This window comes from Dyadobacter subterraneus, from assembly GCF_015221875.1.
GTDB classification, from domain to species: domain Bacteria; phylum Bacteroidota; class Bacteroidia; order Cytophagales; family Spirosomataceae; genus Dyadobacter; species Dyadobacter subterraneus.
This window is the reverse complement of record NZ_JACYGY010000002.1, coordinates 1357669-1374980: the sequence shown is the minus strand read 5'-3', so window position 1 is coordinate 1374980 and position 17312 is coordinate 1357669. Positions and strand designations below refer to the sequence as shown.

The window sequence follows — 17312 nt, the reverse complement described above, 5'->3', positions numbered from 1 at the left end:
TTCTAAAATGGCCGCATTAGACATCGTAAAGCAATATTATAACGCATTCAACGAAAAAAACTTTGAAGGGATGCTCGCTCTTCTTCACCCGGAAGTTCGTCATGAACCTAACCAGGGAGAAGTAAGAGTAGGAATCGAAATGTTTACGGAGTTCATGAAAATGATGGACGATTCGTATGAAGAAACGCTGACGGACATGGTGTTTTTTACCGAGCCAACCGACAAAAGAGTTTCTGTTGAATTTGTCGTAAATGGAATTTATAAAAAAGGTGACGAAGGTTTCCCGGAGGCACACGGACAAAAATATGTTCTGCCAGCTGCTGCATTTTTGGAAGTTACAGACCAAAAAATCAGCCGGGTGACGACTTATTACAATCTTGAACTTTGGATTAAGCTGGTTTCTTAGGCCGTCGGCTTTCGGCAATCAGCTGTCAGACTTTGGATAGTAATTATTTTTAGGCACTACCATTTTCAAGTAAATCTAAAATTTAAAACGGGCGAAGAACTGATAGCCGATAGCTGACAGCCGAAAGCCCCAATCCCATGTCTCTTTCCTTTCTAACAAAACAAGGCCACGCCATAGAATCTGTTTTTGATGATCTGGCAAAATTACGGATTGCTGTTTTTCGGGATTTTCCTTATCTGTATGAAGGTTCGCTGGATTATGAGAAGGAATATCTGAAGACGTATGCAAATTCGGAACGGGCATTTTTGTTTGCTGTTTATGATGGCGACAAAATGGTTGGCGCTACCACTTGCATTCCTTTGTCTGATGAAACAGCGGAAGTTCAGGCGCCTTTTAAAGATGCCGGATTAGACATCGACAGTATCTTTTATTTTGGTGAAAGTATCTTGCTTTCTGAATACCGTGGACTAGGCTTAGGGCATCGTTTTTTTGATGAGCGCGAAAAACATGCAGCCAGTTTTGGTACTTATAAAACAACCTGCTTTTGCTCGGTTGAAAGAATAAACCACCCGGCTCAACCATCAGATTATCGCCCGAACGATGCATTTTGGATCAAACGAAAATATCATAAGGTGCCTGAATTAAAAGCTACAATGGAATGGCCGGATATTGGCGAAACGGAATCAACACCGAAAACGATGATATTTTGGATGAAGGAGAGCGAGTAACTTTTTTGGAGTAAGAAAGGGTGCAGAGCACCGCAATATTTGTAGAAATAAGGCATCAATGAAAAGGCAAAAGGTGCAGCGCACCGAAATCCTTAAATAACCAAAATATTATCTCAACATGGTCATCGCTTCCGCCAATTATCCAATTACTGAACACGCAACCTTCGCAGATTGGCGTAAACATGTTGAACTTTGGGTTGTTGATGCTGTAAATCAAAACGCCGGACTTTTACTTTTTCCTGAATATGGCGCAATGGAATTGGTTAGTATTTTTTCCCGTGATATCAGAAATGACATACGCCGGCAAGTAATTGAACTTGATTTTTTAAAAGATAAATTTTGCAATGTTTTTTCTGAGTTAGCTAGAAAATATAACGTCATTATTGTCGCGCCGAGCATTCCGGTGATTGAAAATGAAAGAAATGTAAACCGCGTTTTTGTTTTTTCTTCCAAAGGATTAGTCGGTTACCAGGATAAATTCTTCATGACCCGTTTTGAAAATGAAGAATGGGGAATCCAAAGCGGTATAAAAAATCTCACCCTTTTCGAAGCGTCCTGGGGCACTTTTGGTATTCAGATTTGCTATGATGTTGAATTTTCACTCGGGTCACAATTGCTGAGTTCAATGGGTGCTTCATTGATTTTAGCTCCAAGTTGTACTGAAACCATTCGTGGTGCTACACGTGTACACATTGGAGCACGAGCCCGGGCGATGGAAAATCAGGCTTACACTGTTGTTTCTCAAACCGTTGGAAACGCACTTTGGTCGCCGGCTGTGGATATAAATTATGGTTTTGCCGCCTTTTACTCAACACCGGATAAGGAAATGCCGGAAGAAGGAATAATTTCAACTTTGGAACCACAAAAAGTAGGCTGGCTTATTCAGGAGCTCGTTTTTTCAAAAATTAAAACCGTTCGTGATACCGGCCAGGTATTCAATTTCATGGATCATCAGCATCTGCATATTGGTTTTAAAAGTGAAAAAATAAATATTATTAAAAAATCGATATAGCCTGCTCATAACTGGCAACAAACCCAAACCTATGAAGCAGGAATTACGGCTTTTCTTTACCGCACTCCAATTTTATACTCGTCTCCCCGCTCCTGCCTGGGTTGGTTATAATCCGGACGACATGAATAAGGCAACCCGATACCTTCCGCTGATCGGCTGGATTGTGGGATTTCTTTCTGGCGTTTTTTTACTTCTCGGCACCTATCTGATTGATCTTTCAACCGGAATTATTCTTTCCATGATTTCTTCTATTTTGTTAACCGGAGCCTTTCATGAAGATGGATTTGCTGACGCCTGCGACGGTTTTGGCGGTGGCTGGACAAAAGAAAAAATTCTGGAAATCATGAAAGACAGTCGTGTTGGCACCTATGCCGTCGTAGGACTTATTCTTTTGTTGGGAATCAAATTTTCTCTGCTCAAAGCGTTAATTCCATTCATCCAAAATCAACCGGCTTTGGTGTTGTTGACTTTAATAAGTGCACACGCTTTAAGTCGCTTTATGGCTGTGACGATGATTTTTACCCACTCTTATGTACGTTTTACAAACGACAGTAAATCAAAACCGGTAGCAGAAGTTGGAAGTAAAAGCACACTTTTCATCGCCGGCATTTTTGCAATCATACCGCTGCTTCTTCTATATTTTCTTTTGAATCAGCCGGTACTTTTAATGGTAGTTACCTTTCTTTATCTGATCAAAATAATGCTTGCCCGTTATTTCACAAAATGGATTGGCGGCTATACCGGCGATTGTCTGGGTGCTACGCAACAGGTTTGCGAAATCGGTTTTTATATCTTCACTGCTATTTTATGGAAATTTATTTAGTCCGGCATACTACTCCATCCCTATCGCCCGGGCTTATTTATGGTCGGCTGGATGTTGCTTTGGAAGATACTTTTCCAGCTGAATTTGAAATTATCAAAACAAAACTTCCCCAAAATACGGATATCATTTATTCCAGTCCTTCCACACGTTGTACCTTATTGGCACAAAAAATAAATCCCGTTTTTCATGTAGATAACCGCCTGACCGAACTAGATTTTGGCGACTGGGAAGGCGCAACCTGGGATACTGTCAATGAAGCTGATTTAAAAATCTGGATGGATGATTTTGTAAATGTTGTCGTTCCAGGCGGTGAAAGTATGCAGCAAATGTCCATCCGTGTTCTGGAATTCTGGTCAGGATTAATTCAATCTGGTCATAAAAAGGCAGTTATTGTAACGCATGGCGGTGTGATCAGGCTAATTCTTGCGCATTTACGAAACATTGAACTTGCAAAAGCTTTTGACATTAAGGTGGCCTATGGAGAAGTTGTAGCTCTCGATATCGCCTGACTTTCGAATATTAATTAATCACTACCATTCTTCATTTTCAGCGCCGGGGTACAACTTTTTAAGATAGGTATCGAACTCGACATTTACCTTAAACGACGAACATGGATACTAATATTGAGATTTTAGGCGATCAGGAGGAAACGCTGGGGACCGCGGAGGATTTGAGAGAGGAAATAGCAGTAGAAGTTGTGCAGCATGAGGTAGTTGGAAGTCATGTCAAAATAGAATTTGAAACCTCGAAGGGACTGTGTACCGGTTATTATTTTGTCAACGAACTTGGTCATGAGGAGTTGAATATGGAGCCTGATTCCGTGATCATTCTCACCAATTTGTTCCCGGATTATTATGGAGCCTACATCAATTCGCTCAACAGAGATTGGGTTGATATCGATCTTTCGGTGAAGTATGACGGTTGCCCGGAGTATAAAATTTACAATCGGCATGTGGTTCTGTAAATCCGGCATATTATTGCTTCTTTCTTCTGGAATTTCTGTTATTTTTGGTTTATCCTCAACGTTAAAATTGATAAGCCATGAAAAGAATCCTTCTGTTTTTCGTTACCATTTTGCTTTTCAGTACTTGTAAAAAAGAGTATAGCGTTGGAGATATGAAAGATCCCTGTACCTGTTATGGGGATGAAGTCTGTACAGAACAATATGTTTCTTTAATAATTGATTTAAAAGATCAATACAAAGACCCAATCGTGCTTGATGAATATTATTCAACGATCCTGGAAACGGGAGAGAAAATTAATCTTCAAGATGTTGGGCTCGATTCTTTACGCAGAAAATCAGGACGATATCCGATCTGGGAGGATAAGTTAATGTCGCTTACCGGAAGATGTGCGAAACAAATTGAATTTACCGGGTTACGGGAAGGCCGTGAAATTGTTAAAAAAACTTTTTTAATCGGGCATGATTGCTGTCATGTTAAAATAACGTTGGGAGATCCAAATGTGATTATTCCAAAATAATTTCATTTCAACCTTCCTGCTTTCATCATAATATTCATTTTAATTAAATCAAGAAAGCGGATGTTTGAAACAGATTTTGAAAAAATACTTCATCAGGTTGAAAACATCCATCCTACAACTTATGGCAATACACGTAACTACAAGGACGGGTCAGTTACCCGTTTATCTCCATACATTTCCCGTGGCGTTATTTCAACAAAATACGTTTTTACAAGTTTATTAAATCGTGGTTTTAATTATTGGGAAATTGAACGTCTGATTCAGGAATTGGCGTGGCGGGACTACTGGCAGCAAATCTGGATTGAAAAAGGAAATCTTATCGATGATGATTTTAAATCGTCTCAAACCAATGTCGAAAATCATCAAATTCCAAAAGCCATAATTGAAGCTAAAACCGGGATTGAAGTTATCGATAAAGCAATTTTGGACTTTTATGAAACCGGATATCTGCATAATCATCTACGCTTGTATATCGCAAGTATCACTTGTAACGTCGCCAAAAGTCACTGGAAAATTCCGGCAAAATGGCTGTATTATCATTTGCTCGATGCGGATTGGGCGAGTAATGCGTTAAGCTGGCAATGGGTAGCAGGAGCAAACAGCAATAATAAGTATTTTGCAAATCAGGAGAATATTAACAAGTTTTTCTATTCCGATCAAAAAGATACCTTTCTGGATGTCGGATATGAGGAATTGCCACTTTCCAGTATCCCGGAAATCTTGCAGGAATTGACCACTCCGACTTTGTTGACTTCTCTGCCCGAAAAAAAATCCTTAAAAATAGATTCTCAAAAACCGACGCTGCTTTACAATTTCTATAATCTGGATCCGCTTTGGAAAAATGATATGGATGCAAACCGGATTTTACTACTTGAACCTTCACATTTCCAAAAGTATCCGGTTTCAGAAAAATCCATCGATTTCATTTTAGCACTCGGACAAAACATTGAAAACTTACAGATTTACACTGGTGAGTTTGAAGAGTTAATGAAAGAATACCAGCCAGAGAATATTTATTTCAAAGAACATCCTACAAATATTCATTACACAGGAACTGTGGAAAGTCGCGACTGGATGTTTTCTGTCAAAGGCTATTATTCCTCGTTTTTCAAGTTTTGGAAACAATGTAAAAAAGAACTTTCTATCCTATATAACGCTCAATAAATGCACCTTACAAAAGAAGACATTCAAAATACCGAACGAATCAAACGTTTAAATATCATCAATTCGATTACCGGTATTAAACCTGCGAACTTGATTGGTACAATCTCAAATGATGGAAAAACAAATCTGGCAATTTTCAGCTCTGTCATTCATTTAGGAAGTAATCCGGCGCTTATAGGATTTATTTTAAGACCGGACCGTGAAGCAGGCCAGCATACTTTTGATAACATTAAGGAGAATGGATCTTATACCATTAACCACATTCATGAATCTTTCATCGAGCAGGCACATTACACGTCGGCGAAGTTTACTCGTGAAGAATCCGAGTTTGACAAATGCGCTTTAACCGAGGAATTTATTGCTGATCACAAAGCTCCGTTTGTAAAAGAAAGTATGTTGAAGCTGGGAATGAAAATTGTACAGACGATTCCGATCGAACTTAATGGAACGGTATTAATTATTGGAGAAGTGGAGCACCTGATTATTCCGGATGCTTCGATGGATGATCAGGGACAAATTGATCTGAGTCAGCCGAATGATGTAGGAATTTCCGGGTTGAACACTTATTACAAACTGGAAAAGATTGCACATTTTCCTTATGCCCGTCCCAATGCATTACCAGACTTTCCAAAAGATGTTTAAATGAAAAAAGAACATTTGCCGAAAAAAATATGTGTCGTTTGCGGCAGGCCTTTTTCCTGGCGGAAAAAGTGGGAAAAAGTTTGGGACGAGGTAAAATATTGCAGTGATAAATGCCGAGGAAATAAAAATAAAGTACATGAAATCAGTTAATATCATTTTTCCACATCAACTTTTTGAAGAAAATCCGATCGCAGAAAACGGCTTTCCGGTTTATCTGGTGGAGGAAAAGCTGTATTTCAAACAATTTAAATTTCACAAACAGAAGATTGCTTTTCACCGGGCGACGATGAAATGTTATGCTGCTTATCTGGAATCAAAAAATGTGAAAATTCATTATATTGAATCAATTGATCCGCTTTCAGATACACGAAAATTGGTCGTTGAACTGGCTTCAAAAAATATTAAAAAGCTGCATTATATTGACCCAACGGACAACTGGCTTGAACAGCGATTAACCTCGGCTGCTGCCAAAGCAAACATAGAATTAATTCAATACAGAAGTCCTCTATTTTTGAATAGTAAAGAAGAACTTGGCGTCTTTTTTCATGACAAAAAGAAGAAGTTTTTCCAGACTGAATTTTACATTCAGGAACGAAAAAAAAGACAAATTTTAGTTGATAAAAACAACGAGCCGATTGGAGGTATGTGGAGTTATGATGTGGATAATCGTAAAAAATATCCACGCAAAAAAGAGCCGCCGCACATCACTTATCCTGAAACTACAACGTTTTACGAAGAAGCTAAAACCTATGTTCAGGAAAATTTTAAAGATAATCTCGGGCATTTGACCAAGTATCCGTTTTATCCGCAGGACTTCAAAACAACCAAATCCTGGCTCAAACAGTTTCTGGATAATCGTTTCAAGGAATTCGGGCCGTATGAAGATGCGATTGTCAAGGAAGAAAGTATTTTGCACCACAGCATGCTTACGCCAATGCTGAATGTCGGGTTGATCACGCCTGACATGATTATTAAAACCGCACTTGAATATTCAGAAGAAAACGAAATTCCATTAAATACAACTGAAGGTTTTATACGACAGCTGATCGGCTGGCGGGAATTTATGCGTGGATATTATGAGATAAAAGGCTCTGTCGCCCGGACGAAAAATTATTGGAATTTCACCCGGAAAATACCGAAATCTTTCTATGATGGAACTACCGGAATTGAGCCCGTAGACCAAACAATAAAGAAAGTTTTAGAGCGCGGTTATTGCCATCACATCGAACGATTGATGGTTTTGGGCAATTTCATGCTGCTTTGTGAATTTGATCCGGATGACGTTTATCAATGGTTCATGGAATTGTTTATCGACGCTTATGATTGGGTAATGGTACCGAATGTTTACGCCATGAGTCAGTTTGCCGATGGCGGGATGCTATCGACCAAACCTTACATTGCCGGCAGCAATTACATCATGAAAATGAGCAATTACGAAAAAGGTCCCTGGCAGGAAATCTGGGACGCGCTTTTCTGGCGTTTCATGCATGTGCATCGCAGCTTTTTCACAACAAATCCACGACTGGGAATGCTGATTGGCAGTTTTGATAAAATGGAAAGTGAAAAACGAAAAGGATTACTGAATACGGCACATAAGTTTTTAAAATCTCTGGATTAATTTGGTGCCTGTTTTTCAAGTATTGAATTGGAATCTGGAAATTGATGATTACCCGCGAATGATGAATTTGGAAACAGATATTTAGTAACCAAAATAAAAAACGCTACAACATTGGCAGTTGTGGTAGTGAGCAATGTTATGATGACGGTATCAGAAAGATGAAAGGAAAATTCAAAGTGATCCGGACCTTTTAAAAATCCTCCCTCAAAAGGATTCAGCAAGTAAAAATTACCAATTCCGTGTAGCCAAACAATAAATACGACAACGAAAAGAAAGGTAGCGACTAACTGAAATATACGTGCTGCATATTTCTTTCGCTCACTAATATCCTGAATAACACCTTCCAGACGTGCGATCTGAATTTGCAATGCTACGTCTTTTTCCTTATCAAGATGCCGGACTTCCTGAAGATTACGAATCTCCTGAAGCAAAGTTTCAGTAGTTACAGAATTGGGCTCGTTGAAAAAGGTATCATTACCCGCCACACCCTGAACCATTTGGATTCCATGCGCAACAATTTGCTCAGGACTCGGTACCGGCGGATTGTCTGATGAGATTTTGCTCAAAATATTCCTTAATAATTGAGTTGGAAATAATTGTATTTTCTCCTTTTGCATATGCCTGAGCCCAAGGTGAATTGGCGGCATGTGACCAGTTTGAAAGCGTTATTCCATCCAGGTTTTTTGTAATTTCCCAGGTATAATCTAATGTTTCTCTTTCACTTGATGTTAATAAATCAGCGTTATTAGTATTAGCCGACTCCGGAGTTGCCGCTTTTTCAACAATAGGGCTGCTTCCCCATTTTTTGTAAAGCTGATATATTGAAGGAACTACCGGACCAAATTTCCAGGCGTAAAAAGGCTCATTACATAAAATTTCCTGATGCAGGGCTAAATGCAATCCCTGAGCAAAAAAGACCATTTTCTGCAATTTCATTTGTGTAACCGGATCTCCTTCCTCAATTCCTTTATTAACAAATTCTTTTGCTATAACCTCTGCTGATACCATAATATTTAAATTTAATACGGCTTAAAATAACCCAATTCAACATTTGCAATACACAAAATACTATTTTGCAATCTATTAAACTTAACGAATAATTAAAAGGAAAAGTGCTAGAATTTACGAAGAAGCTGTAATCGTATTTTGCTTATTAATAATTAATTACAAAATATAAATGAATATTTTCAGATACTATTGGTTTCGGAAAATCAGCAGTTTATTGGCTTGGCCAAAGTTTAAACTGATATGGCCCGGAAAGGAATAGAAAGTTAGTTTGTCCAGATTCGTGTCGGATTGTTCAAGGTATACTAGCCTGGGTCGGAAGAGTCCTTCAAAATTTGTTATTAATGTGTAGCGTTTGCCCATTGCAACAAATTAAACATATAAAATGCCTTCTAAGTCCCCAATATTTCAGCACCTAAATTCCACCATTTTACATAAGAAAAAAGCACTTAACGATTTCTCGTTAAGTGCTTCTGAACCAGGGCTCCCGAAGTTGGGCTCGAACCAACGACCCTCTGATTAACAGTCAGATGCTCTAACCGGCTGAGCTATTCAGGAATTTCAAATCCGATTGTTTATCTGAATTCTGGTGCAAATATAGGCTTTCAATAAATATGACGCAAGTGTCAGATAAAAATATTTTTCAACTTTGAACCTGTTGAAGGATTAACTCCTTGACTCTCTTAGCATCTCCCTTGGAAAAATTATTGATAATAATTTCCGGGCGCATCCGTGGAATGACCCGGATGGTTGCAAAGAACATACTATTTTCGATTTCCACACCTGAAATGTCAGAATAGAAAACAAAGTTATCCGTGCTTCTGAAAAGTTTCTTTACAGTAAAAGTTACGCCTTTATCTCCAAATGTTACTTCATCAGGAAAAAATGGATTCATTAGCCCGCTGGCACTAAAACGCTCATTCATATTTTTATGGTTAAGATAAGTTTACGCGACTCAAAAATGCTTACAAAGGTACGTATACTACCTTTTTTGTTTCAAAAAATTCTTCTTTAAAATAATCAGAGAGATCATAAGAACGTGTTTTAATATTCAGTTCTGAAAGCTCTTCGGTTAAGTCGCCTCCTTTTAGATATAAAATACCGTTCCTGAGCGGATGAAATGAGTTACGACTGATATTCTTTCGTACCCAGCCAACAAATGGCGCCATACGCGTTACAGCCCGGCTCACCACAAACTCATAAGTATCTTCCAGTTTTTCAGCCCTGATCTGCTCCGCTTTTACATTTTTTAAATCCAGCGCGGCAGCTATTTCCTGCACAACTCTTATTTTTTTTCCAATACTGTCCACCAGATGAAACTGTGTATCCGGAAACATAATGGCAAGCGGAATACCAGGAAATCCACCGCCTGTTCCTACATCCAGTACTGATGTTCCGGATTTGAACTGTATCACCTTCGCAATTCCCAAAGAATGCAAAACGTGGCGTTCATATAAAGTATCAATATCCTGTCGGGAAATTACATTGACTTTTGAATTCCAGTCCTGATACAATGCTTCCAGCTGAGTGAATTTCTCACGCTGAACATCTGTAAGGTCCGGGAAGTATTTTAATATTAATTCCATGAAGTCCGGGGTTTTCTTCTTGTCATCACAAACAATCCGAAGAAGATATAATAAATAAAAAATGCAAAATCCATCAAAGGAAAACTAAACCACTCGACGGTTCTGTCCAGTTTTCTGTTGATGATAAAGAAAAGTATCCATTGGATAATCCAGCGTGTTCCAATGATCACGCCAAGTTCCTGAAGATAAAATATATCATGGTTAAAAATTCCAAAACCCAAAGCAACAAGTCCCAGGAGCCATATTACCATATGGGAAAAAGAAAGGATCCCTAACATGACTTTATTCCGCTTCCGGTAAAACTGGCTTACTGCCAGATGGCGTCTTTTCTGGCGTAACCATGTCGACCAGCTTGTTTTTGGTTTGGAATACACAAAAGATTCCGGCTCAATAGAAATTGCAGTATTATTGCTGGTTGCTACTTCATTCAGGAAAATATCGTCATCACCACCCATGATATGCCTGTGGCGGTAAAAGCCTTTATTCGCAAAAAACAATTCTGTTTTATAAAGAATATTGCGCCCCACACCCATGTAAGTCAATCCTGCCAAAGAGAAGGAAAGATACTGGACTGCGGTATAAAAAGTTTCGCAGCGAATAAACCAGTTCAATAAACCCGGATATTTTTCATACGGAGAAAATCCGATTACAATATCCTGCTGCTCGGTGATCTGCGAGGCCATGGAAGTGATCCAGTGCAGGGAATCTGGACGACAATCCGCATCTGTCATTAATGCCAATGGATATTTCGCCTGCTTCATACCCACAGTAAGCGCATATTTTTTGGGCGTCACATGCGAGAATTCATCATTGATTCGAATGTATCGGATATGTTTCCAGCTATGAATATTTTCGCGCATATAATCCTCACTTCCGTCATCAGAGCGGTCGTCGAGCAATATCACTTCAAATTCAGGATATTCCTGGGCATCCAGAAGCGGCAATAATTCAATCAGGTTTTCCCTTTCATTCCAGGCGCACACCAGTACTGTAACGCCTGGCGGGCGGCTTTCATAATTCCTGCTCTTCCCATAAAAGGCCAGTCGCGTGAAAATAAAAAGATAGTAAAACAGCTGAATCAGAACAAATGCGCAGAGCACATAAAGTAGAGAATCCGTCACGATACAGGGGGTGTGTAAATTTTTTCCATAAGTAATTTTACAAATATACGGTCATTGTCAGGAATGTTAGATGCCTTCCACCTATTTTTGCAGACTCATCTTGTATATTACCATTAATGAAGTTTACCTTACAAACCCAGGACCAGCACTCAAAAGCACGTGCAGGTCTAGTGGAAACAGACCACGGGACAATTCAAACGCCGATTTTCATGCCGGTTGGTACAGCCGGAACTGTAAAAGCGGTACATCAGCGGGAGTTGAAAGAGGATATTAAAGCCCAGATTATATTAGGAAATACATACCATTTATACCTTCGTCCGGGATTGGACATTATTCACAAGGCCGGTGGGCTGCATGGCTTCAATGGATGGGACAGACCAATCCTAACAGACAGCGGCGGCTATCAGGTTTACTCACTGGCGGGCACGGGGAGAAAAATCAACGAGCAGGGTGTGGTATTTAAGTCACACATTGACGGTGGGATACACACTTTCACACCAGAAGGGGTGATGGATATACAACGTACAATCGGCGCAGATATTATAATGGCCTTCGATGAATGTACGCCCTACCCTTGTGATTTCACCTATGCGCGTAATTCCATAGAGATGACGCACCGCTGGCTTGGTCGCTGCTGCACACGCTTTGATGAAACTCAACCTTTATATAATCATAGCCAGACACTTTTCCCGATCGTGCAAGGAAGTGTATATAAAGACCTTAGAAAACAATCCGCAGAAGTTATAGCTTCGTATGAACGTGAGGGGAATGCCATCGGCGGACTTTCCGTTGGCGAGCCTGCGGAAATAATGTATGAACTGACCGAGGTGGTTTGCGACATTTTACCAAAAGACAAACCGAGATACCTTATGGGTGTAGGCACTCCTGCCAATATCCTTGAATGCATCGCGCTGGGCGTAGATATGTTCGATTGCGTGATGCCTACACGTAATGCCCGCAATGGCATGATTTTTACTAGCGAAGGTATAATCAATATCAAGAATGAAAAGTGGAAAGACGACTTGTCACCTCTTGACAAAAATCTGGGCGGTTATGTGAGTACATTATATTCTAAAGCGTACCTTCGTCACCTGGTCAAATCAGAGGAAATGTTGGGGGCTCAAATTGCCAGTGTTCAAAATCTAACCTTTTATTTATGGTTGGTGAATACCGCAAGAGAAAAAATAATAGAAGGAACATTTACCTCCTGGAAGGCTGGAATTGAAAAAAAATTAATGCAACGCCTTTGAAAGATTGGAAAAAGAACATTTCTTTCGGAAAGATTTTACATTAATTACAGTTAAATTCCGCTATTTCATAAATAGGAGTTGATAAAATGACATTGTTAACCTAATTTTGTGCCCACTAGGCATTTTGATTAGTTATCTGGCCACGGAAATAATATATTGTTTTTATTATAATTGATTATTAAAGATCAATCCTAGTTAATCTTAATAACGCTAACTTGAATAGTATGAAAAAAGTATCCCAGTTGATTTGTTCGCTTGCCTTGGGGTCATTGATGGCTTTGCCTTCACTAGCTCAGCCCTTGGAGCAGCCGAATTCTCCGGATTACAATCCAAAAGCTACGTACGACGGTCCTTACAAACTAAATACATGGTCAATCGCGATTCATGGTGGTCCATCTATGTTTTTCGGTGATTTGAGAGAATACGATTTCTGGCCTGTAAACAAAACCACCACAGACAGCCACAAAGAATCAGGAACTTTTCAAGGAGGCTTAACGATTAACAAACAACTTTCGTATTTGTTTGGCGCTCGTCTTGACGGATCCATTGGAAAATTACGTGGTATGAAACGTCGTAATTACAACCGTTATTTTGAAGGAAACTATCAGGATGTTTCTTTGTCAGGAACTGTTAACCTTAAAGGGTTATTGATGGGACCTAATAAAATGAAGCGTTGGAAAGTTGACGCTTACGTTGGGTTTGGTCAAATTTTCTATGATTCAAAAGCATACGATCTTACAGGCGGTGTTAAACTTCGTGAAACTGGTAAGAAAAATGACTGGATCATTCCAACAGGTCTTGCAGTTAATTATGAATTGACATCACGTCTTGATCTTGGTCTTGATTTCCGTCTGAACTATACAAACTCTGATTATCTTGATGCAACGTGGGGTGGTGACTATGACAGAACACCAAACCTGAATTCTATCAAAGATGCTAAGACTTCACACAAAGGAAACTCTGAATTAGATAGCTATGGTTACGGTTCAGTAGTATTGACTTATAAACTTGGCAAGAAACCTCTTAAAGTTAAGAAAGAGGATGGAAAATGGGCTTACAAACCAGACGAAGGAGGATACTATCACCTACGTTATACAGATCCAAAAGTATTGTTGAGACCTGTTAAGATTCTTACACTTGAAGAAATGGACTCAGTTGCAAAAGCAAACCGTCCAAAAGATATCGATCCAAGATTGCTTCTTGATACTGATGGTGACGGTGTTTCTGACTTCTTCGATAAAGAACCAAATTCTCCAGCCGGAAGTATTGTTGACGGTAGCGGTCGTGTTCTTGACTTTGATACTTACGTGAAAAATGCGCTTGCAACAGGTGCGGCATGTAGCGAAATATTTGCTAACGTTCAGTTTGACACAGACAAAAACTTGTTGAAACCTGAATTCCAGGATATGTTGAAAAACGTAGCTGCCTTGATGAACAAAAACGGATGTCGTCTTCAATTGGCTGGACACGCTGACCGTCGTGCAACAGATCGTTACAATATGGCTCTTTCTCGCCGTCGTGTAGATGCAGTTAAAAACTACCTGATCAACGAAGCTGGATTGAAAGATGCTAGTAAAGTAATCGTTGACTACTTCGGTTCATTCAAACCAATCGCTGAAAGCTCAACTCGTGATGGTCTATTGAAAAACCGTCGTGTAGAATTGAAACTTCTTCCATAAGGAATAATAGAATTCAATAAATAAGAAAGGCTCCCATATGGGAGCCTTTCTTATTTCAAATCACTAGATTTGCGTTGGTATTAAAGTTTTATAGTAAATCAAAAAATTAGACAATCACTTCAATAAAAACCACTCATATAAATTACGCATGGCACAATACGATTACCTTATAGTAGGTGCAGGGCTCTGGGGCTCTGTTTTTGCACATGAAGCTACAAAAAGAGGAAAAAAATGTCTGGTTATTGACCGACGCCCACACACTGGTGGAAATACTTATTGCGAGAATGTTGAGGGTATTAATGTACACAAATACGGAGCGCACATTTTCCATACAAACGATAAAGACATCTGGGATTATGTTAATTCATTTGTAGAATTTAACCGATATACCAATTCACCGGTAGCAAATTATAACGGAGAACTTTACAATCTTCCTTTTAATATGAATACTTTTTACCAGTTGTGGAAAGTACGTACGCCGGAAGAAGCAAAAGCCAAAATTCAGGAACAAGTTAAAGAAGCGGGAATTACTGATCCGAGAAATCTTGAAGAACAAGCTATTTCTCTGGTTGGTGTAGATATCTACAAAAAGCTGATCAAAGGATATACTGAAAAACAATGGGGAAGAAAAGCGACCGAACTTCCGGATTTCATAATCAAGAGACTACCGGTTCGCTTTACTTACGATAATAATTATTTCAACGACAAATATCAGGGTATTCCAATCGGTGGCTATAACAAGCTGACCGAAGGATTATTAGAAGGTATCGAAGTAAGACTTGATACCGATTTTTTCAAAAATCGTGATGAACTAAGTGCGCTTGCGGAAACGGTTGTTTACACAGGTCAGATTGATGAATATTTCGATTTTAGCCACGGCTCACTTGAATACCGCAGTCTGCGTTTTGATAATCAATTACTTGAGCAGGAAAATTATCAGGGAAATGCCGTAATTAACTATACCGATGCTGAAACGCCGTTTACAAGAATTATCGAACATAAACATTTCGAATTCGGTACGCAGCCAAAAACGGTGATCACGCACGAATATCCATCAGAATGGACCACCGGGGCTGAGCCTTATTATCCTGTCAATGACGATAAAAATACTGAGGTTTTCAGCCAATATAAGGAATTAGCGAAGAATGAAGAAAATGTTATTTTCGGAGGAAGACTGGCAGAATATCGTTATTATGATATGCACCAGGTAATTGGATCGGCTTTGAAAAAAGTTAAGGTTCACTTCGGCGAATAAAAAATATCACACACACTATAATGCCTTTGGGCAATTTTACATATGTTTTCACGGATCAACTCCTGTGTAGGTTTGTTGCTATTGGCAATTACCATAAGCTGCGCTACACAAAAAAAGTCTCCTACAATAATTTCTGAAAAGCTTATAACGGCACCTGTACAAAAAAGTACAGGTGCTTATTTGATTCAGCCAGGTAATAAATTGCTGATTCATAATTTAAACTGGTCATCCCGCCTTTTTCCAGAACCTGATAAAATAGAGAACAGACAATCTATTTCAGAAAGCGGCTATCCTGCTCAGGTTAATTCCGAAGGAAATATCAATATGCCCGAAATCGGAAAAATTCACGTTTCCGGTTTAACAAGATCACAACTTGCTGACTCACTAATTTACAGATATAAAGACATTATTCGCGATCCGATTTTCGATGTTGAAATAACAAATCTACGCGTAAAAGTATTAGGAGCCTGCACCATTCAGGGCCTTGTAACGTTGGATAAAGAGACGCAAACATTAGATGAAGTATTGGCAAAAGCGGGTGGAATAAAATACAATGAAGCCGGCAATTCGATTCAGATTATCCGCGGAGATGGCAAAGAACAGAAAATCATCGAATACGATTTTCAGCAAATGGGAAATCCCCAGATAATGAATATTTCGGTTTTCGATAATGATATCATTTATGTTCCGCCTTCACGGGAAGGAATTCGTTCCGTTCGCTTATCCCGAAAACTTGTTATTCTTCAACCAGTACTCATTGCGTTAAACCTAGCTTTGCTCATTGTAAATATTACCAGGTAATGATACCCACTATTGTTGAAACTGCAAATTCCGGAATTTTAAGTTCGCTCGGTCTTGATCTCCACATGCATGTATTGCCCGGCATCGATGACGGTGCCCAAAATTTGCAGGATAGTCTCGCGCTTATTGATGCACATTACCGGGCAGGAATTAGAAAAATTATTGCCACACCACACATTCGGATCGATTTCTTCAAGAATACGCAGGAATCAATTCACAACGCCTGGACAGAATTAACCAACGTCACAACAGAGCAATATCCGGATCTTGAAATTAAATACGCCGCAGAATATTTCGCTGACGATTATTTTTTAACACTTCTCGAAAAAAGAGAAATCTTGCCAGTTTCTGGAAATTACGTTTTGGTGGAAACATCATTGAGACATGATATGCCTTACTTTCGGGATATTTTAAAAGAAATGATTTTACAAGGTTATCAGCCAGTTGTAGCACATCCGGAAAGATATCAGGCCTGGCACAATAAGCCTGAACGTTATGCAGAAATTTATGAACTGGGTGTAATTTTCCAAATAAATTTACTTTCCATAGGCGGCGCTTATGGCCCAACCGAGCAAATTACAGCAGAAAGGCTCATTCAACAGGGCTGGATTGGCGCGCTTGGAAGTGACCTTCACCGTGTAAGTCAGTATAAGTATATAAAAGAGGCAGTGGAAAATCCTTATTTCAAAAGTTTAAAGGATGCCAAACTGCTAAATCATACTTTACAATCTGACTAACAG

The 17312-nt window shown here is 39.3% G+C and carries 21 protein-coding genes and 1 tRNA gene; 16 read left to right on the top strand and 6 right to left on the bottom strand.

Annotated elements, in window-relative coordinates; all coding sequences use genetic code 11:
- Window positions 1-7: 7 nt before the first annotated feature.
- The 11 genes from IEE83_RS31305 to IEE83_RS31255 all read left to right on the top strand — a co-directional run bounded on the left by IEE83_RS31305 (window position 8) and on the right by IEE83_RS31255 (window position 7875).
- Window positions 8-406 carry a nuclear transport factor 2 family protein gene (locus IEE83_RS31305; RefSeq protein ID WP_194124635.1) on the top strand — a complete coding sequence of 133 codons (399 nt, stop codon included), beginning with the start codon at window positions 8-10 and terminating at the stop codon, window positions 404-406.
- Between the two features lie 137 nt (window positions 407-543).
- Window positions 544-1134: a GNAT family N-acetyltransferase gene (locus IEE83_RS31300; RefSeq protein ID WP_194124634.1), complete on the top strand. Its 591-nt coding sequence runs from the start codon at window positions 544-546 to the stop codon at window positions 1132-1134.
- 118 nt (window positions 1135-1252) lie between these two features.
- Window positions 1253-2146 carry a carbon-nitrogen hydrolase family protein gene (locus tag IEE83_RS31295; protein WP_194124633.1) on the top strand — a complete coding sequence of 298 codons (894 nt, stop codon included), beginning with the start codon at window positions 1253-1255 and terminating at the stop codon, window positions 2144-2146.
- 31 nt (window positions 2147-2177) lie between these two features.
- A complete protein-coding gene (locus tag IEE83_RS31290) occupies window positions 2178-2969 on the top strand; it encodes an adenosylcobinamide-GDP ribazoletransferase (protein ID WP_194124632.1) in 792 nt (263 codons plus the stop codon).
- Window positions 2954-3478, top strand: coding sequence for an alpha-ribazole phosphatase (gene cobC / locus IEE83_RS31285; protein WP_194124631.1), 525 nt, complete (start codon window positions 2954-2956; stop codon window positions 3476-3478). Before IEE83_RS31290 ends, cobC begins: the two co-directional genes overlap by 16 nt.
- A gap of 101 nt (window positions 3479-3579) precedes the next feature.
- A complete protein-coding gene (locus IEE83_RS31280; RefSeq protein ID WP_194124630.1) occupies window positions 3580-3933 on the top strand; it encodes a hypothetical protein in 354 nt (117 codons plus the stop codon).
- A gap of 77 nt (window positions 3934-4010) precedes the next feature.
- Window positions 4011-4451, top strand: coding sequence for a hypothetical protein (locus IEE83_RS31275; protein WP_194124629.1), 441 nt, complete (start codon window positions 4011-4013; stop codon window positions 4449-4451).
- A 60-nt stretch (window positions 4452-4511) separates the two neighbouring features.
- Window positions 4512-5615: an FAD-binding domain-containing protein gene (locus IEE83_RS31270; protein ID WP_194124628.1), complete on the top strand. Its 1104-nt coding sequence runs from the start codon at window positions 4512-4514 to the stop codon at window positions 5613-5615.
- Window positions 5616-6257 (top strand): flavin reductase family protein, encoded by a 642-nt coding sequence (locus IEE83_RS31265; protein ID WP_194124627.1) that lies wholly within the window; start codon window positions 5616-5618, stop codon window positions 6255-6257.
- Window positions 6258-6407 carry a DUF2256 domain-containing protein gene (locus tag IEE83_RS31260; RefSeq protein ID WP_194124626.1) on the top strand — a complete coding sequence of 50 codons (150 nt, stop codon included), beginning with the start codon at window positions 6258-6260 and terminating at the stop codon, window positions 6405-6407.
- Window positions 6394-7875: a cryptochrome/photolyase family protein gene (locus IEE83_RS31255; RefSeq protein WP_194124625.1), complete on the top strand. Its 1482-nt coding sequence runs from the start codon at window positions 6394-6396 to the stop codon at window positions 7873-7875. The genes IEE83_RS31260 and IEE83_RS31255 overlap by 14 nt, the downstream gene beginning before the upstream one ends.
- On the opposite strand, the gene IEE83_RS31250 is transcribed toward IEE83_RS31255, so the two are convergent.
- From IEE83_RS31250 to IEE83_RS31225, 6 genes are all read right to left on the bottom strand, one after another.
- Complete coding sequence (locus IEE83_RS31250) at window positions 7872-8441, bottom strand: hypothetical protein (RefSeq protein ID WP_194124624.1); 570 nt, start codon at window positions 8439-8441, stop codon at window positions 7872-7874. The two genes, IEE83_RS31255 and IEE83_RS31250, sit on opposite strands and share 4 nt — an antisense overlap.
- Window positions 8398-8883 (bottom strand): Panacea domain-containing protein, encoded by a 486-nt coding sequence (locus IEE83_RS31245; RefSeq protein ID WP_194124623.1) that lies wholly within the window; start codon window positions 8881-8883, stop codon window positions 8398-8400. Before IEE83_RS31245 ends, IEE83_RS31250 begins: the two co-directional genes overlap by 44 nt.
- A 481-nt stretch (window positions 8884-9364) precedes the next feature.
- Window positions 9365-9438, bottom strand: a tRNA-Asn gene (locus IEE83_RS31240).
- Window positions 9439-9523: 85 nt separating this feature from the next.
- Window positions 9524-9805, bottom strand: a complete 282-nt coding sequence (locus IEE83_RS31235; protein WP_194124622.1) for a hypothetical protein — start codon at window positions 9803-9805, stop codon at window positions 9524-9526.
- A 40-nt stretch (window positions 9806-9845) separates the two neighbouring features.
- Window positions 9846-10466 (bottom strand): 16S rRNA (guanine(527)-N(7))-methyltransferase RsmG, encoded by a 621-nt coding sequence (rsmG, locus tag IEE83_RS31230; protein ID WP_194124621.1) that lies wholly within the window; start codon window positions 10464-10466, stop codon window positions 9846-9848.
- Window positions 10457-11587, bottom strand: a complete 1131-nt coding sequence (locus tag IEE83_RS31225; protein ID WP_194124620.1) for a glycosyltransferase — start codon at window positions 11585-11587, stop codon at window positions 10457-10459. Before IEE83_RS31225 ends, rsmG begins: the two co-directional genes overlap by 10 nt.
- Before the next feature lie 116 nt (window positions 11588-11703).
- On the opposite strand from IEE83_RS31225, the gene tgt reads away from it, so the two are divergent.
- From tgt to IEE83_RS31200, 5 genes are all read left to right on the top strand, one after another.
- Complete coding sequence (gene tgt / locus IEE83_RS31220) at window positions 11704-12837, top strand: tRNA guanosine(34) transglycosylase Tgt (RefSeq protein ID WP_194124619.1); 1134 nt, start codon at window positions 11704-11706, stop codon at window positions 12835-12837.
- 224 nt (window positions 12838-13061) lie between these two features.
- Entirely contained in the window at window positions 13062-14516 is a 1455-nt protein-coding gene (locus IEE83_RS31215) for an OmpA family protein (protein WP_194124618.1), read from the top strand.
- A 148-nt stretch (window positions 14517-14664) separates the two neighbouring features.
- A complete protein-coding gene (glf, locus tag IEE83_RS31210; RefSeq protein ID WP_194124617.1) occupies window positions 14665-15771 on the top strand; it encodes a UDP-galactopyranose mutase in 1107 nt (368 codons plus the stop codon).
- A gap of 42 nt (window positions 15772-15813) precedes the next feature.
- Window positions 15814-16572 carry a polysaccharide biosynthesis/export family protein gene (locus tag IEE83_RS31205; RefSeq protein ID WP_194124616.1) on the top strand — a complete coding sequence of 253 codons (759 nt, stop codon included), beginning with the start codon at window positions 15814-15816 and terminating at the stop codon, window positions 16570-16572.
- A complete protein-coding gene (locus IEE83_RS31200; protein WP_194124615.1) occupies window positions 16572-17309 on the top strand; it encodes a tyrosine-protein phosphatase in 738 nt (245 codons plus the stop codon). Before IEE83_RS31205 ends, IEE83_RS31200 begins: the two co-directional genes overlap by 1 nt.
- Window positions 17310-17312: the final 3 nt, after the last annotated feature.